This is a genomic window from Mycolicibacterium doricum, assembly GCF_010728155.1.
Taxonomy (GTDB): Bacteria; Actinomycetota; Actinomycetes; order Mycobacteriales; family Mycobacteriaceae; genus Mycobacterium; species Mycobacterium doricum.
The window spans coordinates 1,741,251-1,763,210 of sequence record NZ_AP022605.1; the positions used below are offsets into that span (position 1 = coordinate 1,741,251).

Annotated in this window: 23 protein-coding genes and 2 pseudogenes; 14 read left to right on the forward strand and 11 right to left on the reverse strand. The window is 67.8% G+C overall.

Annotation, left to right across the window (positions count from 1 at the left end; all coding sequences use genetic code 11):
* Nucleotides 1–15: 15 nt before the first annotated feature.
* The 5 genes from G6N07_RS08655 (at nucleotide 16) to G6N07_RS08675 (ending at nucleotide 5,089) form a co-directional block, all read left to right on the forward strand.
* On the forward strand, nucleotides 16–399 hold the full coding sequence (locus G6N07_RS08655; RefSeq protein WP_085191593.1) for a PPOX class F420-dependent oxidoreductase: 384 nt from the start codon (nucleotides 16–18) through the stop codon (nucleotides 397–399).
* A gap of 106 nt (nucleotides 400–505) precedes the next feature.
* Nucleotides 506–979 carry an FxsA family protein gene (locus tag G6N07_RS08660; RefSeq protein ID WP_179959963.1) on the forward strand — a complete coding sequence of 158 codons (474 nt, stop codon included), beginning with the start codon at nucleotides 506–508 and terminating at the stop codon, nucleotides 977–979.
* Nucleotides 980–1,000: 21 nt separating this feature from the next.
* Entirely contained in the window at nucleotides 1,001–2,593 is a 1,593-nt protein-coding gene (locus G6N07_RS08665) for an amidohydrolase (RefSeq protein WP_085191597.1), read from the forward strand.
* Entirely contained in the window at nucleotides 2,586–4,295 is a 1,710-nt protein-coding gene (gene lnt, locus G6N07_RS08670) for an apolipoprotein N-acyltransferase (RefSeq protein ID WP_085191599.1), read from the forward strand. Before G6N07_RS08665 ends, lnt begins: the two co-directional genes overlap by 8 nt.
* On the forward strand, nucleotides 4,292–5,089 hold the full coding sequence (locus G6N07_RS08675) for a polyprenol monophosphomannose synthase (RefSeq protein WP_085191601.1): 798 nt from the start codon (nucleotides 4,292–4,294) through the stop codon (nucleotides 5,087–5,089). The genes lnt and G6N07_RS08675 overlap by 4 nt, the downstream gene beginning before the upstream one ends.
* A 7-nt stretch (nucleotides 5,090–5,096) precedes the next feature.
* Here G6N07_RS08675 and rbpA read toward each other — a convergent pair whose 3' ends face one another.
* A complete protein-coding gene (rbpA, locus tag G6N07_RS08680) occupies nucleotides 5,097–5,435 on the reverse strand; it encodes an RNA polymerase-binding protein RbpA (protein ID WP_085191603.1) in 339 nt (112 codons plus the stop codon).
* A 100-nt stretch (nucleotides 5,436–5,535) separates the two neighbouring features.
* Here rbpA and G6N07_RS08685 point away from each other — a divergent pair, with 100 nt between their 5' ends.
* Complete coding sequence (locus G6N07_RS08685; protein WP_085191605.1) at nucleotides 5,536–5,901, forward strand: hypothetical protein; 366 nt, start codon at nucleotides 5,536–5,538, stop codon at nucleotides 5,899–5,901.
* Between the two features lie 34 nt (nucleotides 5,902–5,935).
* Nucleotides 5,936–7,567 (forward strand): RecQ family ATP-dependent DNA helicase, encoded by a 1,632-nt coding sequence (locus G6N07_RS08690; protein ID WP_085191607.1) that lies wholly within the window; start codon nucleotides 5,936–5,938, stop codon nucleotides 7,565–7,567.
* A gap of 85 nt (nucleotides 7,568–7,652) precedes the next feature.
* Here the strand turns inward: G6N07_RS08690 and G6N07_RS08695 are convergent, their stop codons facing one another.
* Nucleotides 7,653–8,333: a hypothetical protein gene (locus G6N07_RS08695; RefSeq protein WP_179959964.1), complete on the reverse strand. Its 681-nt coding sequence runs from the start codon at nucleotides 8,331–8,333 to the stop codon at nucleotides 7,653–7,655.
* Between the two features lie 75 nt (nucleotides 8,334–8,408).
* Between G6N07_RS08695 and G6N07_RS08700 the strand changes: the two are divergent.
* Nucleotides 8,409–8,716: pseudogene (locus tag G6N07_RS08700) on the forward strand (carboxylesterase family protein); the annotation flags it as partial.
* A gap of 80 nt (nucleotides 8,717–8,796) precedes the next feature.
* Here the strand turns inward: G6N07_RS08700 and G6N07_RS08705 are convergent.
* The 4 genes from G6N07_RS08705 to G6N07_RS08720 form a co-directional block, all read right to left on the reverse strand.
* Complete coding sequence (locus G6N07_RS08705; protein ID WP_085191611.1) at nucleotides 8,797–9,666, reverse strand: SCO6745 family protein; 870 nt, start codon at nucleotides 9,664–9,666, stop codon at nucleotides 8,797–8,799.
* Nucleotides 9,667–9,791: 125 nt separating this feature from the next.
* On the reverse strand, nucleotides 9,792–10,328 hold the full coding sequence (locus tag G6N07_RS08710; protein WP_085191613.1) for an RDD family protein: 537 nt from the start codon (nucleotides 10,326–10,328) through the stop codon (nucleotides 9,792–9,794).
* A gap of 101 nt (nucleotides 10,329–10,429) precedes the next feature.
* Nucleotides 10,430–11,329: a DoxX family protein gene (locus G6N07_RS08715; RefSeq protein ID WP_085191657.1), complete on the reverse strand. Its 900-nt coding sequence runs from the start codon at nucleotides 11,327–11,329 to the stop codon at nucleotides 10,430–10,432.
* 88 nt (nucleotides 11,330–11,417) lie between these two features.
* Nucleotides 11,418–11,930, reverse strand: a complete 513-nt coding sequence (locus tag G6N07_RS08720) for a hypothetical protein (RefSeq protein WP_235849797.1) — start codon at nucleotides 11,928–11,930, stop codon at nucleotides 11,418–11,420.
* Nucleotides 11,931–12,292: 362 nt separating this feature from the next.
* On the opposite strand from G6N07_RS08720, the gene G6N07_RS08725 reads away from it, so the two are divergent.
* Nucleotides 12,293–12,724: a type II toxin-antitoxin system Rv0910 family toxin gene (locus tag G6N07_RS08725; RefSeq protein ID WP_085191615.1), complete on the forward strand. Its 432-nt coding sequence runs from the start codon at nucleotides 12,293–12,295 to the stop codon at nucleotides 12,722–12,724.
* Nucleotides 12,725–12,974: 250 nt separating this feature from the next.
* On the opposite strand, the gene G6N07_RS08730 is transcribed toward G6N07_RS08725, so the two are convergent.
* The 4 genes and pseudogenes from G6N07_RS08730 to G6N07_RS20950 all read right to left on the reverse strand — a co-directional run.
* On the reverse strand, nucleotides 12,975–13,397 hold the full coding sequence (locus G6N07_RS08730) for a hypothetical protein (RefSeq protein WP_085191617.1): 423 nt from the start codon (nucleotides 13,395–13,397) through the stop codon (nucleotides 12,975–12,977).
* 130 nt (nucleotides 13,398–13,527) lie between these two features.
* Nucleotides 13,528–13,713: a hypothetical protein gene (locus tag G6N07_RS08735; protein ID WP_085191619.1), complete on the reverse strand. Its 186-nt coding sequence runs from the start codon at nucleotides 13,711–13,713 to the stop codon at nucleotides 13,528–13,530.
* A 176-nt stretch (nucleotides 13,714–13,889) separates the two neighbouring features.
* Nucleotides 13,890–14,306 carry a DUF5313 domain-containing protein gene (locus G6N07_RS08740; RefSeq protein ID WP_085191621.1) on the reverse strand — a complete coding sequence of 139 codons (417 nt, stop codon included), beginning with the start codon at nucleotides 14,304–14,306 and terminating at the stop codon, nucleotides 13,890–13,892.
* A 25-nt stretch (nucleotides 14,307–14,331) separates the two neighbouring features.
* Nucleotides 14,332–14,449: pseudogene (locus tag G6N07_RS20950) on the reverse strand (MarR family transcriptional regulator); the annotation flags it as partial.
* 107 nt (nucleotides 14,450–14,556) lie between these two features.
* Between G6N07_RS20950 and G6N07_RS08750 the strand changes: the two are divergent.
* A complete protein-coding gene (locus G6N07_RS08750; protein WP_275990945.1) occupies nucleotides 14,557–15,387 on the forward strand; it encodes a nitroreductase family protein in 831 nt (276 codons plus the stop codon).
* Between the two features lie 792 nt (nucleotides 15,388–16,179).
* Nucleotides 16,180–16,617 carry a hemophore-related protein gene (locus G6N07_RS20715; RefSeq protein WP_263858037.1) on the forward strand — a complete coding sequence of 146 codons (438 nt, stop codon included), beginning with the start codon at nucleotides 16,180–16,182 and terminating at the stop codon, nucleotides 16,615–16,617.
* A gap of 55 nt (nucleotides 16,618–16,672) precedes the next feature.
* Here the strand turns inward: G6N07_RS20715 and G6N07_RS08760 are convergent, their stop codons facing one another.
* Complete coding sequence (locus tag G6N07_RS08760) at nucleotides 16,673–16,963, reverse strand: cupredoxin domain-containing protein (RefSeq protein ID WP_235849799.1); 291 nt, start codon at nucleotides 16,961–16,963, stop codon at nucleotides 16,673–16,675.
* 786 nt (nucleotides 16,964–17,749) lie between these two features.
* On the opposite strand from G6N07_RS08760, the gene G6N07_RS08765 reads away from it, so the two are divergent.
* The 3 genes from G6N07_RS08765 to G6N07_RS08775 all read left to right on the forward strand — a co-directional run bounded on the left by G6N07_RS08765 (nucleotide 17,750) and on the right by G6N07_RS08775 (nucleotide 21,952).
* A complete protein-coding gene (locus tag G6N07_RS08765) occupies nucleotides 17,750–17,992 on the forward strand; it encodes a ribbon-helix-helix domain-containing protein (protein ID WP_085191628.1) in 243 nt (80 codons plus the stop codon).
* Between the two features lie 48 nt (nucleotides 17,993–18,040).
* Nucleotides 18,041–18,454: a type II toxin-antitoxin system death-on-curing family toxin gene (locus tag G6N07_RS08770; RefSeq protein ID WP_235849809.1), complete on the forward strand. Its 414-nt coding sequence runs from the start codon at nucleotides 18,041–18,043 to the stop codon at nucleotides 18,452–18,454.
* Between the two features lie 876 nt (nucleotides 18,455–19,330).
* Complete coding sequence (locus G6N07_RS08775) at nucleotides 19,331–21,952, forward strand: glutamate--cysteine ligase (RefSeq protein ID WP_308214554.1); 2,622 nt, start codon at nucleotides 19,331–19,333, stop codon at nucleotides 21,950–21,952.
* Nucleotides 21,953–21,960 lie beyond the last annotated feature (8 nt).

Genomic DNA, 21,960 nt, shown 5'->3' on the forward strand with positions numbered 1-21,960 from the left:
CGATAGGTTGATCACATGGCCCGCACCTTCCCCGACATCGCCGGCTCCAGGTACATCCTGCTGACCACCTTCACCAGGGACGGCCGACCCAAGCCGACGGCGGTCTGGGCCGCCCCGGCCGGCGACAAGCTCCTGGTGATCACGCAGGAGAAGTCGTGGAAGGTCAAGCGGATTCGCAACACCCAGCGCGTCACGATCGCCAAATGCGACCGAACCGGCAAACCGAAGAGCGAGCCGGTGGAAGCCACGGCGAAGATCCTCGACAAGTCCGCCAACGCCGCGACCTACGACGCACTCGGCAATCAGTACGGACTGCTCGGCAAGACCTTCAACGTTGCCTCGAAGCTGCGCGGGGGCATGAAGAACAACGTAACCATCGAGATCGAGGCCGCGGCCTGACGTGGCCCCAGGTTCAACGCGGTTCCACGGCGAGAAGTACCTGCTGTTGGTTCACGAATGTCACGAATGTACGGAACCCACCCGGCCCCTGAGACGTTGGAGGGCTATGGCAATGCGGCTGTTCCTGCTCTACGCGGTCGTCGAGGTTGCGGTCGTCGTGGCACTGGTCTCGACCGTCGGTCTGGGCTGGACGCTCCTGATCTCCCTCGCGACCTTCGTCCTGGGTCTCGTGCTGGCCGGCTCCCAACTCAAGCGGCAGCTGCGGCGCCTGCGTTCGGGCCTGACGGCGACGACGGCACCGGGGGCGGTCACCGACAGCGCACTGGTTGCGCTGGGCACCGTGCTGGTCGTACTGCCCGGCCTCGCCAGTTCGGTCGCCGGTGCGCTACTGCTGCTGCCGCCGACACGGGTGGCTGCCCGTCCGGTCGTCACGGCACTGGCGGCGCGTCGCTTCGGGCGCGGGATGCCGATCGTCGTGATGGGTACGCCGCGCAGATCCCGCACCGGGGACTACATCGACGGTGAGGTCGTCGACGTCGTCGACGTGGAACCCCCCTCGGTGGAGCGCCGGGTCGACTGACCCGGCTAGTCTGTCGGCTCCGTGACGACACTGCTGCTCAATGGGCGCGTGCACAGCACCAGCCACCCCGATGCCACCGCCATGGCCGTACACGACGGCACCGTGGTGTGGCTCGGCAGCGACGACGTCGGCCGCGCCCAGTTCCCACAGGCCGAAACCGTCGACCTCGACGGTGGCTTCGTGGCGCCGGCCTTCGTCGACAGCCACGTCCACCTCACCGCCACCGGTCTGACGCTCGTCGGCATCGATCTGCGCGACACCACCTCGCTGCGCCACTGCCTCGACCTGATCACCCAGCATGTGCGCACCCACCCGGACGGGGTGATCTGGGCGCACGGCTGGGATGAATCCAGGTGGCCCGAAGGCACCCCGCCGAGCACCGAGGACGTCGACGCCGCGGTGGGGCAGCGGGCGGTGTATCTCGCCCGCGTCGATGCCCACTCCGCGGCTGCCTCGACTGCGCTACGCGACAGCACGACAGGCTTGGCCGACGCGGCCGGATACCACCCGCAGCGGCCCTTGACCGCCGGCGCACACCACCTCGTGCGGGCAACCGCACGGGCCCTGCTGACAGCCGCCCAGCGCGAACGCGCCCTGCGCGCCGCCCTCGACGCCGCCGCCGCACACGGCATCGTCGCGGTCCACGAGTGTGCCGGACCCCAGATCGGCGGCCTCGAGGACTGGCTCGAGGCCCGTGAGTTCGAGCACGGGGTCGACATCGTCGGCTACTGGGGTGAGGCCGTCACCGACGCCGACCAAGCCCGCCACCTCGTCGACCGCACCCGCGCCCGCGGGCTGGCGGGCGACCTGTTCGTCGACGGTGCGCTCGGCTCGCGCACCGCATGGTTGACCCGGCCCTATGCCGACGCACCGGAGCACTGCGGCAACGCCTACCTCGACGAGGACGCCGTCGCGGCTCACCTGCACGCGTGCACACAGGCGGGTGTGACCGCCGGCTTCCATGTCATCGGCGACGCAGCGGTCGGCACGGTGGTGGCCGCCCTCAGTCAGGTCGTCGAGCGCTTCGGCCCACCCGCAGTGGCCCGTTGTGGGCACCGCCTCGAACATCTGGAGATGGTCACGACCGAGCAGGCCGCCCAACTCGGGTCATGGGGTGTGGTGGCCAGTGTGCAACCGCACTTCGACGCCCTGTGGGGCGGCCCGGAGGGCATGTACGCCCAGCGGCTGGGCCGGGATCGAGCTGTCGGGCTCAACCCGTTCGCGCTGTTAGCATCCCATGGCGTGCCACTCGCGTTCGGCTCGGACAGCCCGGTCACCAGCATCGATCCCTGGTCGACCGTGCGGGCGGCGAGTCACCACCAACGCCCGGCCAGCGCGATCTCGCCGCGGGCCGCGTTCGCCGCTGCCACCCGCGGCGGCTGGCGGGCGGCAGGCGCTCGGGACGGGGTCAGCGGCACCCTGGTGCCCGGCGCCCCGGCGTCCTATGCGATCTGGGAGGCCGACGACTTCGCGGTCAGCGCGCCCGCCGACACCGTCCAACGCTGGTCGACCGACCCGCGGTCGCGCGTTCCCGCGCTGCCGCGGCTTGACCCCGGCGACGCGTTGCCGCGCTGTCGCGCGACGGTGCACCGGGGTGTCGTCATCCATGGGTGACGCACCGGGTGGCCGGATGACGGCGCTGGGGCCTCGGCTGCGCGGCTTCGGGCAGGCGGTCGTGGACCGGATGTGGCAGCTGGTGGCGACGATCGCCGGCGGGCTGCTGCTGTGCGTGAGCTTCCCGCCGTTCGACTGGTGGTACTGCGCGTTCCTGTCGGCAGCGCTGCTGGCGTGGGTGCTGCGCACGGAATCGACGACGCGCGCGGGTGGGTTCGGGTACGGGTTCCTCTTCGGGCTGGCCTTCTACATCCCGCTGCTGCCGTGGATCAGCGGTCTGGTGGGGGCGGTGCCGTGGCTGGCGCTGGCCGCCGTCGAGGCGCTCTTTCCCGCGCTGTTCGGCCTCGCCGCGGTCGTGGTGCGCCGGCTGCCCGGGTGGCCGCTGTGGTTCGCCGCGCTGTGGGCGGCTCAGGAGTGGCTGAAATCAAGCGTGCCGTTCGGGGGTTTCCCGTGGGGTGTGGTCGCGTTCGGTCAGAGCGACGGTCCGCTGCTGTCGCTGGTCCGCATCGGCGGCGCGCCACTGCTGTCATTCGCCGTGATGCTCGGCGGGTTCGCGCTGGCGGCACTGGCCGGCGAGACCGTGCAGTGGCTTCGTGGTCACGACATCCGCGCCGCCACACCGCCTGCGGTCGTGCTGCCCGGAGCGGTCATCGCGGTGGTCCTGCTCGGGACGGCGGTCGTCTGGCCGCAGGTGCGGCACTCGGCGACCGGTGCGGTCGACGACCAGCCGGTGACGGTGGCGGCCGTGCAGGGCAACGTCCCGCGACTGGGTCTTGAGTTCAACGCCCAGCGGCGCGCGGTCCTGGACAATCACGTCGAGGAGACACTGCGGCTGGCGCAGGACGTGCGGGCCGGCCGGGCGCGGCAACCGATGTTCGTGGTGTGGCCGGAGAACTCTTCGGACATCGATCCGCTGGCCAATCCGGACGCCGCCGCGCGGATCTCGACGGCCGCCGCGGCGATCAACGCACCGATCCTCGTCGGCGCCGTGGTACGCGCGCCGAACTACACTCCGGACAACCCGGTGTCGACGAATACGGTGCTGGTGTGGAATCCGGGCACCGGCCCTGCTGACCGTCACGACAAGCGGATCGTGCAGCCGTTCGGCGAATACCTGCCGTGGCGCGGCTTTTTCAGCAAGCTGTCCCCTTACGCCGACCGGGCCGGCTACTTCGTCCCCGGCGACGGCACCGGGGTGGTCACCGCGGCCGGTGTGCCCGTCGGCATCACCACCTGCTGGGAGGTCATCTTCGACCGGGCCGCCCGGGAGTCCGTCCGCAACGGGGCACAGGTGCTCGCGGTGCCGACCAACAACGCCACCTTCGACGAGGCCATGAGCCGCCAGCAACTTGCCTTTGGCAAAGTGCGTGCGGTCGAGCACGACCGGTACGTGGTGGTCGCGGGCACGACGGGCATCAGCGCGGTGATCGCCCCGGACGGCCGGGACCTCGCGCGGACAGGATTCTTCGAACCCGCCTATCTGGACACCCAGATCCGGCTCAAGACCGACGTCACGCCGGCCACCCGGTGGGGTCCGCTCGTGCAGGCGCTGCTGGTCATTGCCGGGGTGGGAGCCATGACGGCCGCCATACTGCACAATGGAAATTTCGTGCCCACGTGGTTGCGGCGGCGCCGAACCGCGACCCCGGACCCTGACACCCGGTCCGGCGCACGCAGCGGCAGCAACAAAGGAGCCTCATGACCGACCCGGCGACGGAAGCGCAACGCCCGACCCGCGCGGACGTCCGCGCGAGCCAGCGGACGCTGGTGATCATCCCGACCTACAACGAGCGGGAGAACCTGCCGCTGATCGTCAACCGCGTGCATGAGGCGTGTCCGCAGGTGCACATCCTGGTGGTCGACGACGGCAGTCCTGACGGCACCGGGGAACTCGCCGACGAGTTGGCGCTGACCGACCCCGACCGGATGCACGTCTTGCACCGCACTAGCAAGGACGGGCTCGGCGCGGCCTATCTGGCCGGGTTTGCGTGGGGGTTGGGCCGCGGTTACTCCGTGCTGGTCGAGATGGACGCCGACGGTAGCCACGCACCAGAGCAGCTACACCGGCTCCTCGATGCCGTCGACGCGGGCGCCGACCTGGTGATCGGCTCGCGCTACGTTCCGGGCGGCACGGTCCGCAACTGGCCGCGCCGCCGGTATGCGCTGTCCAAGACGGCCAACACCTACGCCCGGGTGCTGCTCGGTGTCGACATCCATGACATCACCGCCGGTTACCGCGCCTATCGGCGCGAGGTGCTCGAAAAGATCGACCTGGCGGCGGTCGACTCGAAGGGGTACTGCTTCCAGATCGACCTGACCTGGCGGACCATCAACAACGGTTTCGTCGTCGTAGAGGTGCCGATCACGTTCAGGGAGCGTGAACTGGGGCAGTCGAAGATGAGCGGGTCCAACATCCGCGAGGCCATTCTCAAGGTCGCGGACTGGGGAATCCGCGGGCGCTTCGATCGCGCCCGCGGACTGGAATACCGGTGCTAGCCGGCGCTCAGCTGCCGCGCCGCTTGGTCTTGATCAGCTCGAGGCGCTCCTTGAGGAGTTCCTCGAGTTCCTCGACGCTGCGCCGCTCGAGCAGCATGTCCCAGTGGGTGCGCGGCGGCTTGACCTTCTTCGGCTCCGGGACGTCACCCTCGATCAGGGTGCCCTCCAGGCCGTTGCGGCACAGCCACGTGCCGGGTATCTCGGCGTCGTCGGCGAACGGGACGTCGAACTCTTCGCCGTTGTCGGTGCGGTACCGGGCGACCTGACGTGGCGCCAGGTCGTGGTTGCGGTCGGTCTCGTAGCTCACAGCTCCGAGGCGACTGCCTCTCAGGACTCGATCAGCCATCGTCAACACTCCTCATCGAAAATATTCTTGCCGGATTATCAACGCGGCGGAGCCGCGAACGGTTCCCGACTCGACCCTCCATGATACCGGGATCGGCGGGGTGACCCGTCTACAGTCTGAATCCGTGGAGACCGCGAGCAGACGGCGTACCCGCCCCCAGCCGTGCCGTTGGTGCGGCCGCGAGGTCGCCGACGCAGGTCTTGGCCGTCGCCGCCAGTACTGCAGGCAGTCGTGCCGCCAACGCGCCTATGAGCAGCGCGCGATGGTCCGCGGAACCTCGCTGTCCCCGGACGCCGTCGTGCTGACCGCCGAGGAGGCCGCCCTGCTGGCCGACCGGGTTTTCGAGGTGCGCTGTGCGGCCGAAGACGTCGCAACCGCGATCGACGAAGGCGCCGGATCCGAGGAGCTTCGTCAGCTGTGCGACGCCCTGATGCGGGCGGCCAGGGCGGCCGACGGCTGGCGTTAGGTTTTCCCGGTCGCGGGACGGGTAACTGGGCGCGGTGGTTTCAGAACACAGGTATGCGGCGGAGCTGACCCGCACGGCCCGACGGGTGTTCGGCTGGGACGAACTGCACCCCGAACAGCTCGAGGCGATGGAGGCCGTCCTGGCCGGCCGCGACCTGCTCGCGGTGCTGCCGACCGGATCCGGCAAGTCCGCGATCTACCAGGTTCCCGCGGTGCTGCTCGACGGCGCCACCGTGGTGGTCTCGCCGTTGATCGCGCTCCAACAGGACCAGATCGCCGGCCTGGCCGACACCCGCGCCCCCGAGGCCGTCGCGATCCACTCCCAGCAGCGGACCTCCGAGACCCAGGACAACTGGGAGGCGGTGGGCAACCATGAGGCGGAGTACATCTTCGTCTCACCGGAACAGCTGGCCAACGACGAGGTGGTCGCCCGTCTCGCCGAGGTGTCGGTATCGCTGATCGTCGTCGACGAAGCGCACTGCGTCTCCGCGTGGGGGCACGACTTCCGTCCCGACTACCTGCGGTTGGCCGACGCGTTCGCCCGGTTCGCCAACGGCGCGCCGGTCGCGGCGCTCACCGCCACCGCGTCGGTCGTGGTCCGCCGCGAAATCGTCGAACGGCTGAAGCTGCGGGACCCATTGCTGGTGGTGGGCGGCTTCGACCGGCCGAACCTGACGCTCGAGGTGCAGCAGTTCGTCAGCGACCCCGACAAACGCGCAGCGGTGGTGGACACCGTCGCCGACCTTGAGGCTCCCGGCCTGCTCTACACCGCCACACGCAAGGACGCCGAACGCTACGCCGAAGCGCTGGGCCGGCACGAGGTGCGTACGGCGGTGTACCACGCCGGATTGGCGGCGGCCGAACGCGACAGCGTCCACGAGAGATTCCGCAACGACGACGTCGACGTGGTCGTGGCGACCTCGGCGTTCGGCATGGGGATCGACAAACCCAACGTGCGGTTCGTCGTGCACGCGTCGGTGCCCGATTCACTGGACTCCTACTACCAACAGATCGGCAGGGCCGGGCGCGACGGTGACCCGGCGCGCGTGCTGCTGTTCTACCGCGCCGAGGACCTGGGGCTGGCCCGCTTCTTCACCACCCACCGTCCCGACGCCGAACTAGTGAACGCCGTTTACCAGGCGCTCGACACCAAAAAGTCCACCCGGGCCAAGGCGCTTCGCCAACGACTCGACGTGCGGGCACGCCGGCTGACCAACGCGATCAACCTCCTCGAACAGGCGGGCGCGGTCCGGTCGACGCGAAAAGGATTCCTCTCCAACGGAATCCCGCCCCGGGATGCGGTAAATGCCGCGATCGAGGTGGTGGAGGCGCGCGAACGCGTGGACCGCAGTCGCGTCGAGATGATGCGGGGTTACGCCGAGTCACGGCACTGCCGGCGGCAGTTCCTGCTCACCTACTTCGGCCAGGCGCTACCCGGCCCGTGTGGCAACTGTGACCGCTGCCGTGACGGCGGCCAGGCCGCCGGCGAGGACACCGGCGGACCGTCCGCCATCCCAATCAACACCGCGGTCGCACACAGAGAGTGGGGCGACGGCGTGGTGATCGGTGGTGACACCGACCGCGTCACCGTGCTGTTCGATGATTACGGATACCGCACGCTGGCGATGGCAACCGTCACCGAGAACGATCTACTGACGACGCGGTGATTTCGTCGGCCGACGCGCTGTCATCAGGGTCTCGACGCCGTACCACGAGGCCACCCGCACCGCTCGGCACACTGTGTGCGGAGGGTCAGCAGCTGAACCGGGCGCCGACCTCAGGTGGCGGCGACACCTGCCGCAGACAACCGAACGGTGCGATCCCCGCGTCGCTGAACCGCGCCGCGGACTGGTGGGCGTAGTTGACGCAGAACAGCCCAGACTGGTCAGCGCGGCACCGGTAGTCACCGAAGTTCAGCGCCCGCCCGTACGGCAGTTCGACACCGAAACCGTCGGAGAAGGGACCGGGATCGGCGTGGGCAGAGCCCACGTCCAGTGTGGCGCCCGGGAAGTCGACCCACCCGCCCTTCCATTCGCCGTACACGTCGGGTGGACGCGCCGGCGGCTGCTGCAGGTCCACCAGACAGGTCAGTGCCCCCTCGGCGCGGCGGTCGGTGACGCACTTGGACGTGCCGGTCGGAGTGGTGAACGCGACGCCGTCCCCGAGCTCGGTGCCGGTCCCGTCGCGGATCACCGTGCGGAAATCGTCGGGTGCGGCGGGAGGCGCGGCCTCGATCCACCGGATCACCTCGCCGATCGTGGCTCGGGCGGACGGGGCACTGGCCGGTGGGGGTTTCGACGTCGAAGACGGCGGGGTGCGCGTGGTGCCGGAGGGCGCCGACACGGCCGGCTCCGTCTGCCGCGCCTGCCCGTCGACCACCTGGGAACAGCCCGCGACCAGCGCAGCCGCCGCGACCATCACAGCAATCCGCATGGTCGACAGGCTAGCGGGCCGACACGCCCACCCCGGCCAGGCGCGTCGGCGGGACGTGTTCGCTCCCGTCAGAAGATCCACGAGCACACCACCCGCGCAACCATCGGCACTGGAACGATCGAGGGGTTCACCCGCGACCGGGTGCACCGCTGGCTAAGCGATTCCCTACGCTCAGCCACCGGTGGGGCGCCGCAGGTTCCGCGCCCCACTGCCCGCCGAGCCCTGGCGCGGGGTCAGGTACCGCCACAGCGTGGGCAACTGCGCCCCAGGACCCGAAGTGCACGCTCCTCGGTGTGGGCACGCGTCAGCAGATGAGCGAGGACTGCCTGACTCTCAACGTGGTCGCCCAGGAGAAGCCGGTGGACGGCCCACTGCCGGTGCTCTACGACGGTGCCGCGAGTGGTGGTCGACGGCTTCCGCGCCGACCGCTGGGAGATCAATTGGGTCAGGCCAGGTGGGCGCTTCAGTCCTCGAGATCGTCGCGGGACAGCCCCATCGGAGTGGCGATGGGGACGATCTCCGCGGCGATGACCGCACGGGTAACCGGCGTCAGCGTCTGGAATAGCGTCTCGGTCTCGTCGTCGTCGAGGGCGTCCAGAGCACTGAGCGCCAGCGCATCGGTCGAGTCCTCGATCTGCTGTTTGAACGCCTGCCCTGACGAAGTGAGCGCGCCGGTGGGGTCGAGCAGACCCCGCTCCGCCAGGCGGTCGGTGTGGTGCTGCCACTGGTCGTCGTCGTAATCGCGGCTGCGCATGATCATCTCGCGCGGCACCCGGCCAGCGGCAGCGTGCAGCACATTGCACTCACGGCCGCTCAATCCGGCGGCGGCCAGCACGGCGACGTGCCCGTCGCCGCGGTGCTCGCGCAGCAGGGTGGTCGCGTGCCAGAGGACGGCGACGGGGTCTTCAGGCCAATCCAGTGACTTGTTCGCCGCGTACAGCGGTCGACCGTCCACGGGCAGATCGCGCGCCGCCTTCGCGGTCAGGGCGGCTGCAGTGCGAACCCGTTCGTCGTAACCCACACCGCACCGGCCGAGAGCCGCCACCGCCGACCGCTCCCTGGCCTTCAGCGCCGCCTCCGGCGGAGCGACCTCCCACGCGGCGGGTAGCGCCTTGCCGACCCGTTCAGGGGTGAAGTTGTAGAAGATCGCGGTCACCACGTCGGCGGGAACCCGGCCCAGCGGTGCAGACCGCGCGGCGAAGTATCCCATCCAGAATCCGCGGTAGCCGAGTCCCTCGAGGGCCGAACGGGATTCGGGGGCGAAATACGTGACGGCGTGCACGGGTTCGATGCGGTCGAACAGGCGGCGGGCCAGGTCCGGGCGTCTCCTCACATCGGAAAGTCAACCACCAACGCCGAGGCGGCCGATCATGAGGTCGGCACGGCCAAGCAGAAGTCCCCCGGACGGTAGTCGGGGAACTTCCCAGTCTGGTACTCAGGGTCTGGTCTCAGCGCATCTCAACCCTTGACCACCTGCGTGCCGCCGGCCATCTCGTCGTGCTTGCCCTGCTTGGTCGGGCTGCTGTTGATGGTCACCGCGATCACTATGATCGCGATGACGCCGAGCAGGCCACCGATGAACGGGATGATGGGCAGCAGCGTGAACAAGTTGCGAATGGCCGACTGGGACGCCGAGGGCTTGGCCGCACCGCCGGGACCGCGCACGCTCATCCCCAGCAGCTTCTTACCCGGCGTCCAGCCCTGCGTCACCTCGAAGACGACGTAGTACAGGAACGACAGCACCCCGGTGAACAGGCCGGTGACCCAGAAGTTGGACATCGAATCGGTCAGTGCGATCAGCAGACCGCCGACGATGCCGACGACGATGCCGTCGATCAACCGGGCCAGGAAACGCATCCCGAGGCTGCCGGGTACCTGTCCGCCAGCGTGCGGCGGGTAGCCGCCGGGCTGGCCGTACGGCGGCTGCTGCCCGTACTGCGATTGGGGGCCATACTGCGGCTGGCCCGGTTGAGGGGGGTAGTCACCGGTTGTCATTGCATCCGCTCCTGACCGCGTAGTGGGTGGGAACGAATCTACCGCCGGAAGACGACGAACCGGGCGCTTCAACGCGCCCGGTTCGACAGGATCGACGACGGTCAGTGAAGCCGGCGCTTGGCCTCCTTGCGGACCTGCTTCTTGGACTGCTTGGTCTGCTTTCGGGTGGTCTCGGCCAGTTCGTTGGCCCGCTCGCGGGCCAGCAGAGCCAGTTCGGCGCTGCGTCCCTTGGCGACATCGGCCAGTTCGGGTGCGCGATCGCGGGCCACCTCGGCGAGCTCGGCGCCGCGCTTGCTCGCGACCTCGGCGAGCTCGGCGCCGCGCTTGCTCGCGACCTCGGCGAGCTCGGCGCCGCGCTTGGTCGCGACCTCGGCGAGCTCGGCGCCGCGCTTGGTCGCGACCTCGGCGAGCTCGGCGCCGCGTTCCCGCGCGACGCCCGCCAGCTCGCGTCCGCGCTCGGCACCGACGTGCAGGCCGTGGCCAAGCTTCTCGGCGAACTCACTGTCGGCCAGCGACCCGCCCGCCGCCGCGCCGACCGGCAGGGCCGCGGTGACCTTCTGCGCGGCCCGCCGACTGCGCCAACCCAGCGACGGCTTGCCCTCGGTATCCACGGCCGCGATGATCAGGCCGCCGATCAGGCTGACGTCGGTGAGGAAGGCGCGGCGCTCCTCGGCCTTACGCTCCGGGTCGGTCTCGGTCCAGAACATGTGGCCGCCGAGGCTGCCGGGCACCACACTGAACGCCAGCGCTGCGGACGCGAGGCGGGGCAGCTTGCCGGAGGCCAGCAGCAGCCCACCACCGATCTGCACGCCCGCGGCGATGCGGGCGACGGTCTCGGCATTGGTGGGCACGTTCGTGCCGACCGGATCAGGCAGCTTGCTCAAACCTTCGAGCGTTGGCTTGGCCGCGTCGACAGCCCGTTGGGGGCTCCGCAGAGCCTCCACTCCACGCCCGATGAACACAGCAGACAACATGGGTCGCGCGATACGTCGAATAAGCATGTTGCGGTGTGTTCCCCCGCCGAACATGTCACAAACGCCGCCGACGGACAGTCTTGCGCGTCGGTGCTGCGGAACGACGCCCGCGGCCTCACTTGAACGTCAGTGGATCGGCGACCGCGAAACAGCGCTGGGTGTTCGTCATGATCAGGACCTCTCGTACCGCGGCGGCGTCGATCCTTGGGAATTCGAACAGGCGGAGGTCGCCGCGATCGAGGATCGCACGGTCGGCGACGTCGACACCGGTGCTGGTGCGCACCAGCACGGTGACGGCGGTCGCATCGTCGACCAGCACCGTGACCATTACGCCGTCGCCGTCTGGTTGCCGGCCCCACGCGAGCGTCGGCGGGCAGGCGGGGTCGCCGTCGGCGTTCGGGGGGACACCAAGGTGCGCCGCGGCGACAGACACGTTGTTCCGGACCTTCGGCGCCTCGGATGCCGCGGCGGATGCTGCTATGGTTCGGGTCTCGGCCGGTTGGGCGGCCGGCCCGGGGTGGGCCAAACCAACGTCCAGACGGTACCCGCACCAGCTGACCGAGAGCGCGGTTGCGACGACCACGAAGGCCGCCTTGCCGATGTCCACGAGTTCCCCCTCGCTTGCCATCCCGACACCCCGCGGGTACCCCCTTGCCCGCGCGTCAATCGGCACCATGATCCCCTTATCGGGCGCCTGGAGAGACGCGGATCGCCGAATTCCGTCAGAAGACGACAAAAGCCGGAACCGGAACCCATCCAGCTTGTGTCCCGTTTGCGCTTGGCGAAGTCGGTCAGGCGGACCACTTCGAGCAGAGGGTCAGAAAGCAGCCTCCGCAGATCACAGAGCAGCGGACTACGGTTAAGCAATCGCCGATCCCGGCGCGTGGAACCGGTGCGGTGGTGTGCGACCGTGTCGCGCGTCACGTGTGTACCGTCCCGAATCCGCGCACGTCGTTTACCTGACGCCGCGGCCAGGGTAGTCAGGGTGGCATGGCATCGGTCGACGTGGCTGTCTCATCGGACCTCACGCCGGAGAGGGCGTGGGAGTTGGCCTCCAATCTCCGGCGGTTCGACGAGTGGCTGACCATCTTCGGAGGATGGCGCAGCCAGGTACCCGCCGAGATCGAGGTCGGCACCTGCGTGTCGTCTCTGATCAAGGTCAAGGGATTCCGCAACACCATCCACTGGCGGGTCACCCGGTACGACGAACTCAAGGAGATCGAGCTGATCGGGACCGGATTCCCGGCGATCCGCATCGCGCTCTCGTTGCACGTAGAGGAAGAGCCGAACATCGGCTCGAAGTTTCGGGTCATCGCCGACCTGTCCGGTGGTCTGCTCAACACCCGGGTTGGGTCGCTGGTGGCGAAGGTGATCGAGTCCGACGTGCGCAAATCGGTCAGCAACCTCGCCGCGCTGCGCTAGCCCTGTTCGTGGTTCTCGCGCGGGTGAATCGACCGCTGGCCGGCTCGGGCGGCGTCTGCCGCTGGGGCGAGTGTTCAAGGATGCGGTCTACTGTTGCATCGCGGTCGTCCTGGTGATCAGTTCGGTCCGTCTACTGGTCTCGGGACCTAGCTACTCACGCCGAGGCCAGCACCGAGAGCACGTGCTCGGTGAAGCCGGTGGTGAGTGCGGAGGACGCCCGACCTCGGCCGGAGATAACTGTCGGGCGGTCTCAATACCTGCTGAGGACTTTTCTGACGCCCAGTGGAGCGTCGAGTGCGACGTCCGTGGCGGCCAGGACGGCCTTGGCGGTGCACATGCGGTCGGCAGCTTCGGGCAGGAAGCCCGACTGCAGGTCGACGGTGACAGTGTCGACGGTCTCGGTGGTGACGGTTCGGACGCCGTAGCAGGCGGGCGTACCCGAGAGGAAGTAGACACGGACGCCGGCGGTGTCGGATAGCGGGCTCCAGGCCTCGAAGCCCAACGGTTCGCCGTTGACGATGTCGAACCGGCTGTGAACCAGCACTTCGGCCGAACTCAGCGGGCGCTCAACGGGTTCGGTGGTGGTGGTCGGCGCCGCCGAGGCGACGCCCGGTGCGAAACCTATGGTGAACAGTGAGCCCACCACGGCCGTGGCGACCAGGACAACCCGCATCGCCCGACAATATGTGCCGAACGCTGTGCGGCACGGGCTCCTGACGGCGTGCCACGTCACGATTGAGCTTCGGTGGGGTTGCGGAACCTTGTTGGAGACCAACCTATTCCGAGGGCTCTATTCCGAGGGCTCAGTCCCGTGACCAGACGGCGACAAATCCGTGCGGGATGCCGGTGTGGCGGGCGATGAGGTCGCGGGCGGCCATCTCCACCTCGGCGCGGTCGGCGCGGTGGGTGACAGAGCCGAGTTCCGGGACGGTCACCGTCCACCCGGTCGTGTCACGGGTCACGACGATCTCGAAGGCTTGGCCGGCCATGGGGGGAAAGGTTCGGCGACGTGCGCCGCGCGAGTTGGATCGGCGACGGCATCCGTGGCTGCTCCGAATCGTGGCAGGCATGTTCGTGGGCTTTCTGCAGCGGGGATCGGGCCGTCGGACAATGTACTGCCCGGCGGAAGCCTTCTCCAAATCGCCGTAGCGCCGGTGCTACCGGGTCAAAACGGACTGCTGTTCTGTTGCCACTTGGCCTCTTCCGGGCGGGGTCCGAAGCGACGGGCGTAGCTCTCATGGATGTGGGCGTCCTTCTGGCGCTGGATCACGTCGACCAGCTCGGGATCGAGGTTGTGCTGGGCCAACCGGTGACGGCGCCACACCTTGTTCAGTGCGAGGGCCATCAGCAGCGCCCAGATGTAGATCGGTGCGGTCATCTCCAGGCGCACGTAGAAGGACGTGGGCAGCAGCCAGAGCGGAGCCAGCACCAGCAGCGGTGGAATCGCCATGCGGATCATGTGCCTGCGGACGGCGCCGTGCCCGGCGAGGTCCTCGGCGACCCAGCGACTCATCGATGCGGGCAGCCGTCGGCCGTAGGCGTAGGCGATGCGCTGGAAGAACGACGGTCGGGCGTCGGCCATGGTGGCTCCTGGGCGTGGTGGGTGGTCAGAGGTCGAGGGCGCCTGCCGCTTGGGCAGCGATGTTGATACGGGTCAGTGCGCGGTGGAGGTCTTCGAGCTTCGTTCAGATCACCGCCGACGCGGGCGACCACGGCCGGCGGAATGGCCAACGTCCTTAACAATACGGGTGGTCATAGGTGCCACTTCATCACGAGTGGTCACAGGTGCCACTATCATCGATCGACGACTGCGTCCGGCGGAGGTGAGACACCTGGCGGGTTCCATGCCCGATGTGGCGACGCTCGAGCGTGCCCTGGACACTGCCGCTCGGGCACCCTCGGCCCAGAACGCGCAGCCCTGGCACTGGCGCGTCACGTCCGGCGGCGTCGACCTGTTCACCGACTGGAGTCGCCGACTGGGGGACAGCGAGGGTGATCGCCGCGACGTCCTGGTCAGTTGTGGTGCGGTGCTGCACCACTGCGCGGTGGCGTTCGCCGCCGTCGGATGGGCTCCGCGGGTGCACCGGTTCCCGGCTCGTGACGATGCCGACCATCTGGCGCTGATTGAACTGATCGAGGCGCCGCCGAGCGTTCGTGACAACGAACTGGCGGCGGCGATCCCACAGCGGCGGGCCGACCGGCGTCGCTATCGGGCGCAGCCGCTTCCTGAGGGCTCGCTGGAGTTGTTGCTTGTGCGTGCGGAACGCGACGGTGTGCGGTTCGGTGTGGTTCCGAAAGCTGGCTGGGGCCGGTCCACCCAAGGCGACGTGGTGTTGCAGTACGGCCGGACAGTGGACGCACCGGCCGACGATGCGGTGCTGGTGGTGCTCGCCACCGAGGCGAACAACGATCTCGCGCAGCTGCGCGCCGGCGAGATCATGAGTGAGCTCATGCTGATGGCCACGGCGATGGGGTTGGCCACCTGTCCGCTTACGACGCCGCTGAGCGACACCCGCAGTCGACTGTCGTTGGCATGCGAGGTCTTCGACGGCGACGCGTATCCGCAGGTGTTGATCCGGGTGGGTTGGGCTCCGGCCGACGGCCCTCCGCTGCCGGTGCTCGAGCGGCGCTCCGTTCGCGAGACCACCACCTGGAGCATCTGAATCAGCCCAGCCGGGTGAGTTCATGGCGAACGCGCCAGGGTCGCCCAAGGCGAACATCTGCTCGGGCAGGAGGACGGTGCGGATCCCTGCGCCATCCACTTCACCGGGAAGACCGAGCCTGCGACCGACATCCGTGTCGGCAACGCGACCAACGGCACATGGGTCCCCGAGATGAACTGCAGGCCGACGGCCGGGCCGTTGGTGTTGACCGCTGCAGCAACGGCATTGCTGGCGGGATTTGCTGATGAAGATCCCCACCAGCGAACAGCTGATGATGCCGAGGAGGAACACCCGGGCCAATGTGAACCATCCATGCTCACGCGCTCGGTCAGGCGCGGATCGGCGAGTCCACCTCGACCACACATCCCGCGGCGCTGACGCAACTGCTTGGCATACGCGCTGGTCGACCAACCGCACTTCGAGCACTCATCGAAGCCGGATAACACCCGGCACCGATCGGTTACCAGCGGTGGGCACCCAATTTTCGTGAGAGAGGTCCCCGAGCGGCGATTCATCCCCAACCCCGCGCTGGCCCGCAAGATGCGTTGCACTTCGCCGAGAGGTCGGCGTCCAGTGCAGATCAACTGGTAGCGGAACAACCCCACCGCCTGGCCTGGCTCGCGTCGCTTCTCATCCTCAGTGGGCCAGCCGGCGGTGTATAGACACTTTAGAAACTCATGCCAATGCGTCTGGCGGCAGGCACAGCTCCGGCGGCAGTGTGCATATTATTGGGTGTACCTTTGCCGGCAACGGGCGGTAGCTGGCCATCAGCACTACGAGAGGAGAGATCGAGTGAATAGGAGTCTGCAGTTGTGGCCAAGACGCCGTGTCGTTGGCGCAGCTACTGCCGTTGCGGCGGCGGGCTTTGTTGGGCTGGCAGCAGCCGGCACTGGGGTTGCGCAACCGCCGCCACCGGACCCGTGTTCTCCCGCAGCAGTGATGCGTGTGCATGCCGGCGTGATGACGCAAATGGCCGACTACCTGGACTCCCGTCCCGACGTTCAGCAGGTCTTCATCGATGCGAGAAGCAAGGCCACTTCTCAGGAACGGCACGCCGCTATCCAGTCATTCACTGATACTCATCCCGACGTGGCCGCTGCGTTCCAGAACATCCGCCGACCGATGCACGATCTGATGACGAGGTGCAACTTGCCCATGGGCTCAGGCATGATGGACCGGGGTATGGCGCCCGGGCAGATGGCGCCCGGAGCCACCGCACCAGGGCAGTAAGTTCTTGCGACGCCCGCCGGCGGTCCGCGATAGGCGGCAGTTGCCGTCTCCGAGCTCAGCTCGGCTGGGTGGCCGGCGTAGTCTGTCGGTCCCGCTCGTGGTGAAAACGGCGGACGCGCAACGTCATATCGTTGAGGCGGCCACAAGCGGGATGGCCCATCGCGACCGACGTCGGCGCGCGCAATGGCTTATGGCGCGTCGACGGCCTATCGCACGTAGGGCCCACGGCCGTCATGCCCGCGTCCTCGTGGTCGAGGATGTGACAGCAGTGGTAGACGCTTCGGCCCCGATAGCCCTTGAACGGAATGCGTAGACGTGCCCAGCCCCATGCGGGAATGGTTATCACGTCCCGTCGCGACCACGGCGAGCGAGCGGGTGGTCGGGATACAGGGCCGCCGCCAGCTGCCGGTTCAGCACGAGGAGTCGCGGATCGTGGGCCTCCTCGGCCTTGCAGCGGCGACGGCGGTATGGCGGCAGGCCGGGTGACTGCCGGCGCCAGGGCCCTTCATACGTTGCCGCAGGCAACCCACTGCGCCGTGCGATCGAGAACCTCGAATACGCCGCCGAATAGCCACAGCGACGCTGCAACAGCTCGACCGCCTCGTCCGTTCGACGGCTGACAACGATCTTCGGCCACCGCTCCCGCCACTCCACATAGGTTCGCTATGCCCCCACGGTGCCGCCGACTCTCAAGAATGTCTGAATGAATGCAATGAGAATGTAGCGACCGCGACCGACAGACACGGTCGTGTGCCCGCCAGCTGCTAGCTTGCTTCCCCTCCTTCTTCTGCGCGTCCTTCTTCTGCGCGTCCTTCCTCTGCGCGGCTACGGTCGAGCATCCCCGCCACTCAGTGGTCAAGCCACTGCTGCCCTCGTCGCCATGGACCTGGTGAGCGAGTGACGCAACATCGCCGTTGAGCGCCAGGGCGACGACCTTCCAGCCGTCGACGGCGTCGATCTCGCTCACGATCGCGATGAAGTTGTCGCCGCAGGCGAGTAGCCCGCCCGCGAGCTTGACCCCGGGCAAGTGTGAAGGGCCGACAGTGGCTGATTACGGCTCATCATGGGTCACTGCGGGTGACAATGGCTGGCAACGGGTGACAATGGCTGACAACCATGACACCATGGTGTCATGAGTACGGTGACCAATGAGTCAGCCCAGCGCACCACTGGGCTGACCGTCCGGCTCCCTGGGGAAGTTGCGGACGCGCTGAAGAACTACGCCTTCGTGACCGACACATCGGCCAACGAAGTTATCAAGCGCGCCCTCATCGAATACCTCAAGAATCACGGGCGGACCGAACTCATGGAGTCGGCGTTCGCCCGCGTCCTACAGCAGCACAACGTGGCGCTGGACAAGCTGGCGGACATGTAGTTGATCGTCTACCTCGTTACCGACGACGTTCTCACGATCAATCAACGGTTGGTCGGCCCTGATCAACTCCGCGATTTCGGACTGCTCGACGCTGCTGTCACCCGTCCGCAGATGAGCGCGCACGGCGCCGACGCCTTCCCGACCATCCACGAAAAGGCGGCGGCGCTGCTGCACGCGCTCGCCCGCACCCACCCGTTTGTCACCGCCAACAAGCGCACGGCGTGGATGGCGACGGCGATGTTCTACATGGTCAACGGCTACAACCTCTATACCGAAGCGGGCCAGGTCGTCGGCCTCAAGTGGATGTCGCCGAAGGGCAGATCGACGTACAGGGAATCGCGGCCATCCTCAAGGAATGGGCGCAAGACTTTGACACGTCCGACGAATGGATCGACGACATCGAAGGCTAGTGAGCGCCGCGCCAGTTGTGCCGGTGCGGATCAGTCGGTCTCAGCGACGTGAGTTAGCGATCAAATGGGAGCCGCTGAACGCGTGCGTCCTTGTGTATCACGTATCAGCATTGCCGCGCCGACGACGAGCCTAAAACACGCGGCCGAACATGGTTCGAGGGCGTCAGCCCAGCCTTCGAGGATGTCGTCGGCAAATTCAGCGAGTGCGGCAGAGAGTAGCTGGTCGCCGCGGGCGCGGGCATGCTCGCCAGTGTTCTGCGTTAGTCGCTGCCGTAGACGCCGGACTGAGCAATCTCAAGGAAACAGCAGGCGTCGTCGCACAGGCGTCGACATTTCGCGCCTGCGACGAAACCTGGGCGCACAATGATCAGGCTGGCGAATCGATCGGCGCGGGCGCTGCACGACGGGGTCAATTACTCTGCGTACTTGCCCGTACCATCTCGGCGGCGGTGGCTCGCATCTCAGTTGACCTCACCCGCGCCGATCGGCCGGTCCCCGGGCTACTGGGAGGCCTTTTGTGCGTCTAAAATCCCGTGATGGTGAAGAATCGGTGATGGTGAAGAATCCGTGATGGTGAAGAATCCGTGATGGTGAAGAATATTGTGCTGTCGGCGGCCAAGGACAGGCTTCAGCCTATGTCGATGGGGCGGGGAAAGCCCACGAGGTCATCCAGATCGCCCGCCACGGCTGAGTGGCGCGGTGATCATGTCCGCTGATGACCTTGAATCGCTGGGCTATCCAAGCCGCTGCGATACGAGTTCGAGGGCCGGCGGGTGGTGCGCCGTGGTGACTACCGCGTGACGTTTTGCATTCACGGTCGCCCCACAGGTTTCGCGCTTCGGGTCATAGCCCCCAGTGAGAGCGAGAGTTTACGTAGCGGCATCCGCCTTAACGTTGCCGTAACGAACCGTCAATTACCGTGACCTGGGTGCTGGAGGCGATGCCATCGACGTTGGGAGTGGAAGAGGAATTTCACCTCGTCGACCTCAACACTCGGCGATTGACGGCGCGTGCGCCGGAACTGCTCGGCGATTTGCCAAGCAGCTACGTGGCGGAGTTGCAGCGCTGCGTCGTCGAAATGAACAGTGCGGTCACGCACTCCCTCGACGACCTCGACCATGAGCTACGCGAGCGGCGCCGGGTGCTGGTCGATGCGGCGTCGGCCCTGGGCATCGGGGTGGTGGCGGCGGGGGCGGTGCCGTTGTCGGTGCCCGCCGAGATGCAGGTGACCGCGACTCCGCGCTACCGCCAGATGCTGGCCGACTACCAGCTGCTGGCCCGTGAGCAGCTGATCTGCGGCACGCAAATCCACGTCGGTGTCGACGACCGGGACGAGGCCGTTGCGACAGCCAACCGGGTGGCGCCGTTCCTGCCCATCTTGTTGGCGCTGTCGGCGAGCTCGCCGTTCTGGTCGAACGGCTCGGACACCGGCTACAGCAGCGTGCGGACACTTGTCTGGCAACGATGGCCGACGACGGGACCGGCTGCGCCGGTCGCGACCGCCGCAGAGTACGACGCCCTGATCCAGGATCTCATCCGCAGCGGTGTCATCACCGACGCCGGAATGGCGTATTTCGACGTTCGTCCGTCGAATTCGGCGCCGACGCTGGAGCTGCGCATTTGCGACAGCTGTCCATCCGTCGCGACGATCGTGTTGATCGCCGGCTTGTTCCGCGCCGTGGTCCAACGTGAAGTCGACGCACTGCGGCGCGGTGTGCCGGCGACGGTGATCTCCCCGACACTGTGCCGTGCAGCGACCTGGCGGGCCGCGCGCTCTGGGCTGGAGGGTGAGCTGGTCGACGTCCAGCACCCGGCCAGTCGGCCCGCCAGCGCCGTCGTGAGCTCGTTCGTCGAGTCCCTGCGGCCTCAGCTCGAGGAGTTCGGCGACTGGCCGAAGGTCAGCGGGCTCGTCCGAGAGGTGCTCGTGGCGGGAACGTCCGCCGCTCGCCAGCGTCGTGCGCTGCGCCGCAGGGGCCGACTCACCGACGTGGTCGACCAACTCGTCGCCGAGACGGCGGGACGCTGGCCTGCCACCGTGGCGGCCGCCGCCGCCGACCCCTCCCTGCTGTTCGGCTACCAGGTCGCTGAAGGCCCCGCCTCTGCCGACACCGAATCGCAGCAGCCCGCCGTCTGCTACGACGAGGCCATCGAACCCGGCGGCGTACCGCGCCGGCACTACAAGGCGATCTTCGACAGCGTGGCCAGCCTCGGTGCCGCTAGGTTGCGGGCCCGCGAAAGTGCGATTGAGCAGGACCAGCGCGCCGGGGGCATCACCTTCCGCGTCAACGGTCAGGAACGGGCCCAGGTGTTCCCGGTGGACCTGGTTCCCCGCATCATCACCGCCGAGGATTGGCACACCCTGACAGTGGGCCTGGCTCAGCGTGCCCGAGCTCTCAACGAGTTCCTTCGCGACATCTATGCCGAGCAGGCGATCCTGCACGACGGAATCCTCGACGAGCATGCGCTTGACCGCGCCCCCGGCTTCCGCTCGACGGGGCGCGTCTTCGCCGGGCCGGTACGCGCCCACATCAGCGGCACCGATCTGATCTGCGACCGAGACGGGCATTGGCTGGTGTTGGAGGACAACCTGCGGATCCCGTCCGGCACTGCGTACGCGGTCGCCAACAGGCGCCTGCTGGACCGGCACGTGCCCGAATGGCACCGTCCCGCGACGACGGCCGATGTCGACGATGTGCCCCGCATGCTTTTCGAAACGCTGCGCGCCAGCGCTCCGGTGGAGGCGCCCGACGACCCGCAGGTGGTGCTGTTGTCTGCGGGCTGGGAGGACTCGGCGTGGTTTGAACACACCTTCCTGGCCGAGGAGATGAACGTCGCGTTGGCGCATGCCTCGAACCTCTCGGTGCGCGACGGCGTCCTGTGGCGTCACCTCGGGCGCGGCCAAACCCGTGTCGACGTCCTCTATGTGCGCATGGACGAGGACATGCTGCTGTCGTCGCCCGGCTATGACGGGGAGCCACTGCGCGCAGGCCTCCTTCAGGCGCTCGCGTCGGGCACCCTGACGATCGCCAACGCCCTCGGCAACGGCGTCGGCGACGACAAGGCGATCTACCCCCGCGTGCCGGCGATGATCAAGTACTACCTCGGCGAGGAACCGCTGCTGCCGCAGGTGCGGACCTGGGTGTGCGGACAGCGCGACGAACGCGATCACGTCCTGGCTCATCTTGCTGAGTTGGTCGTCAAGCCCATCGACGGATTCGGCGGCAGCGGTGTGCTCATCGGACCCGAATCCTCGGACGCCGCGATCGAGCAGCGCCGTCGCGAACTGCTCACGCAGCCAGAACGATTCGTCGCCCAGGACACGGTGCGCCTGTCCACCCACCCTACTTTCGACGGTGAAGGAATGTATCCACACCACGTCGATCTCAGGGCCTTCGTTCACCTGCGGCCGGGAACCGGTGACTCTGTCACCGCGCACGTGCTGCCCGCCGCGCTGACACGGGTCGCGACACGCGGTTCGAGCATTGTCAACTCCTCGTCGGGTGGAGGCAGCAAAGATACCTGGATCGGTACCGGGCAGCCGGTGTTCTGAAGGAGGGG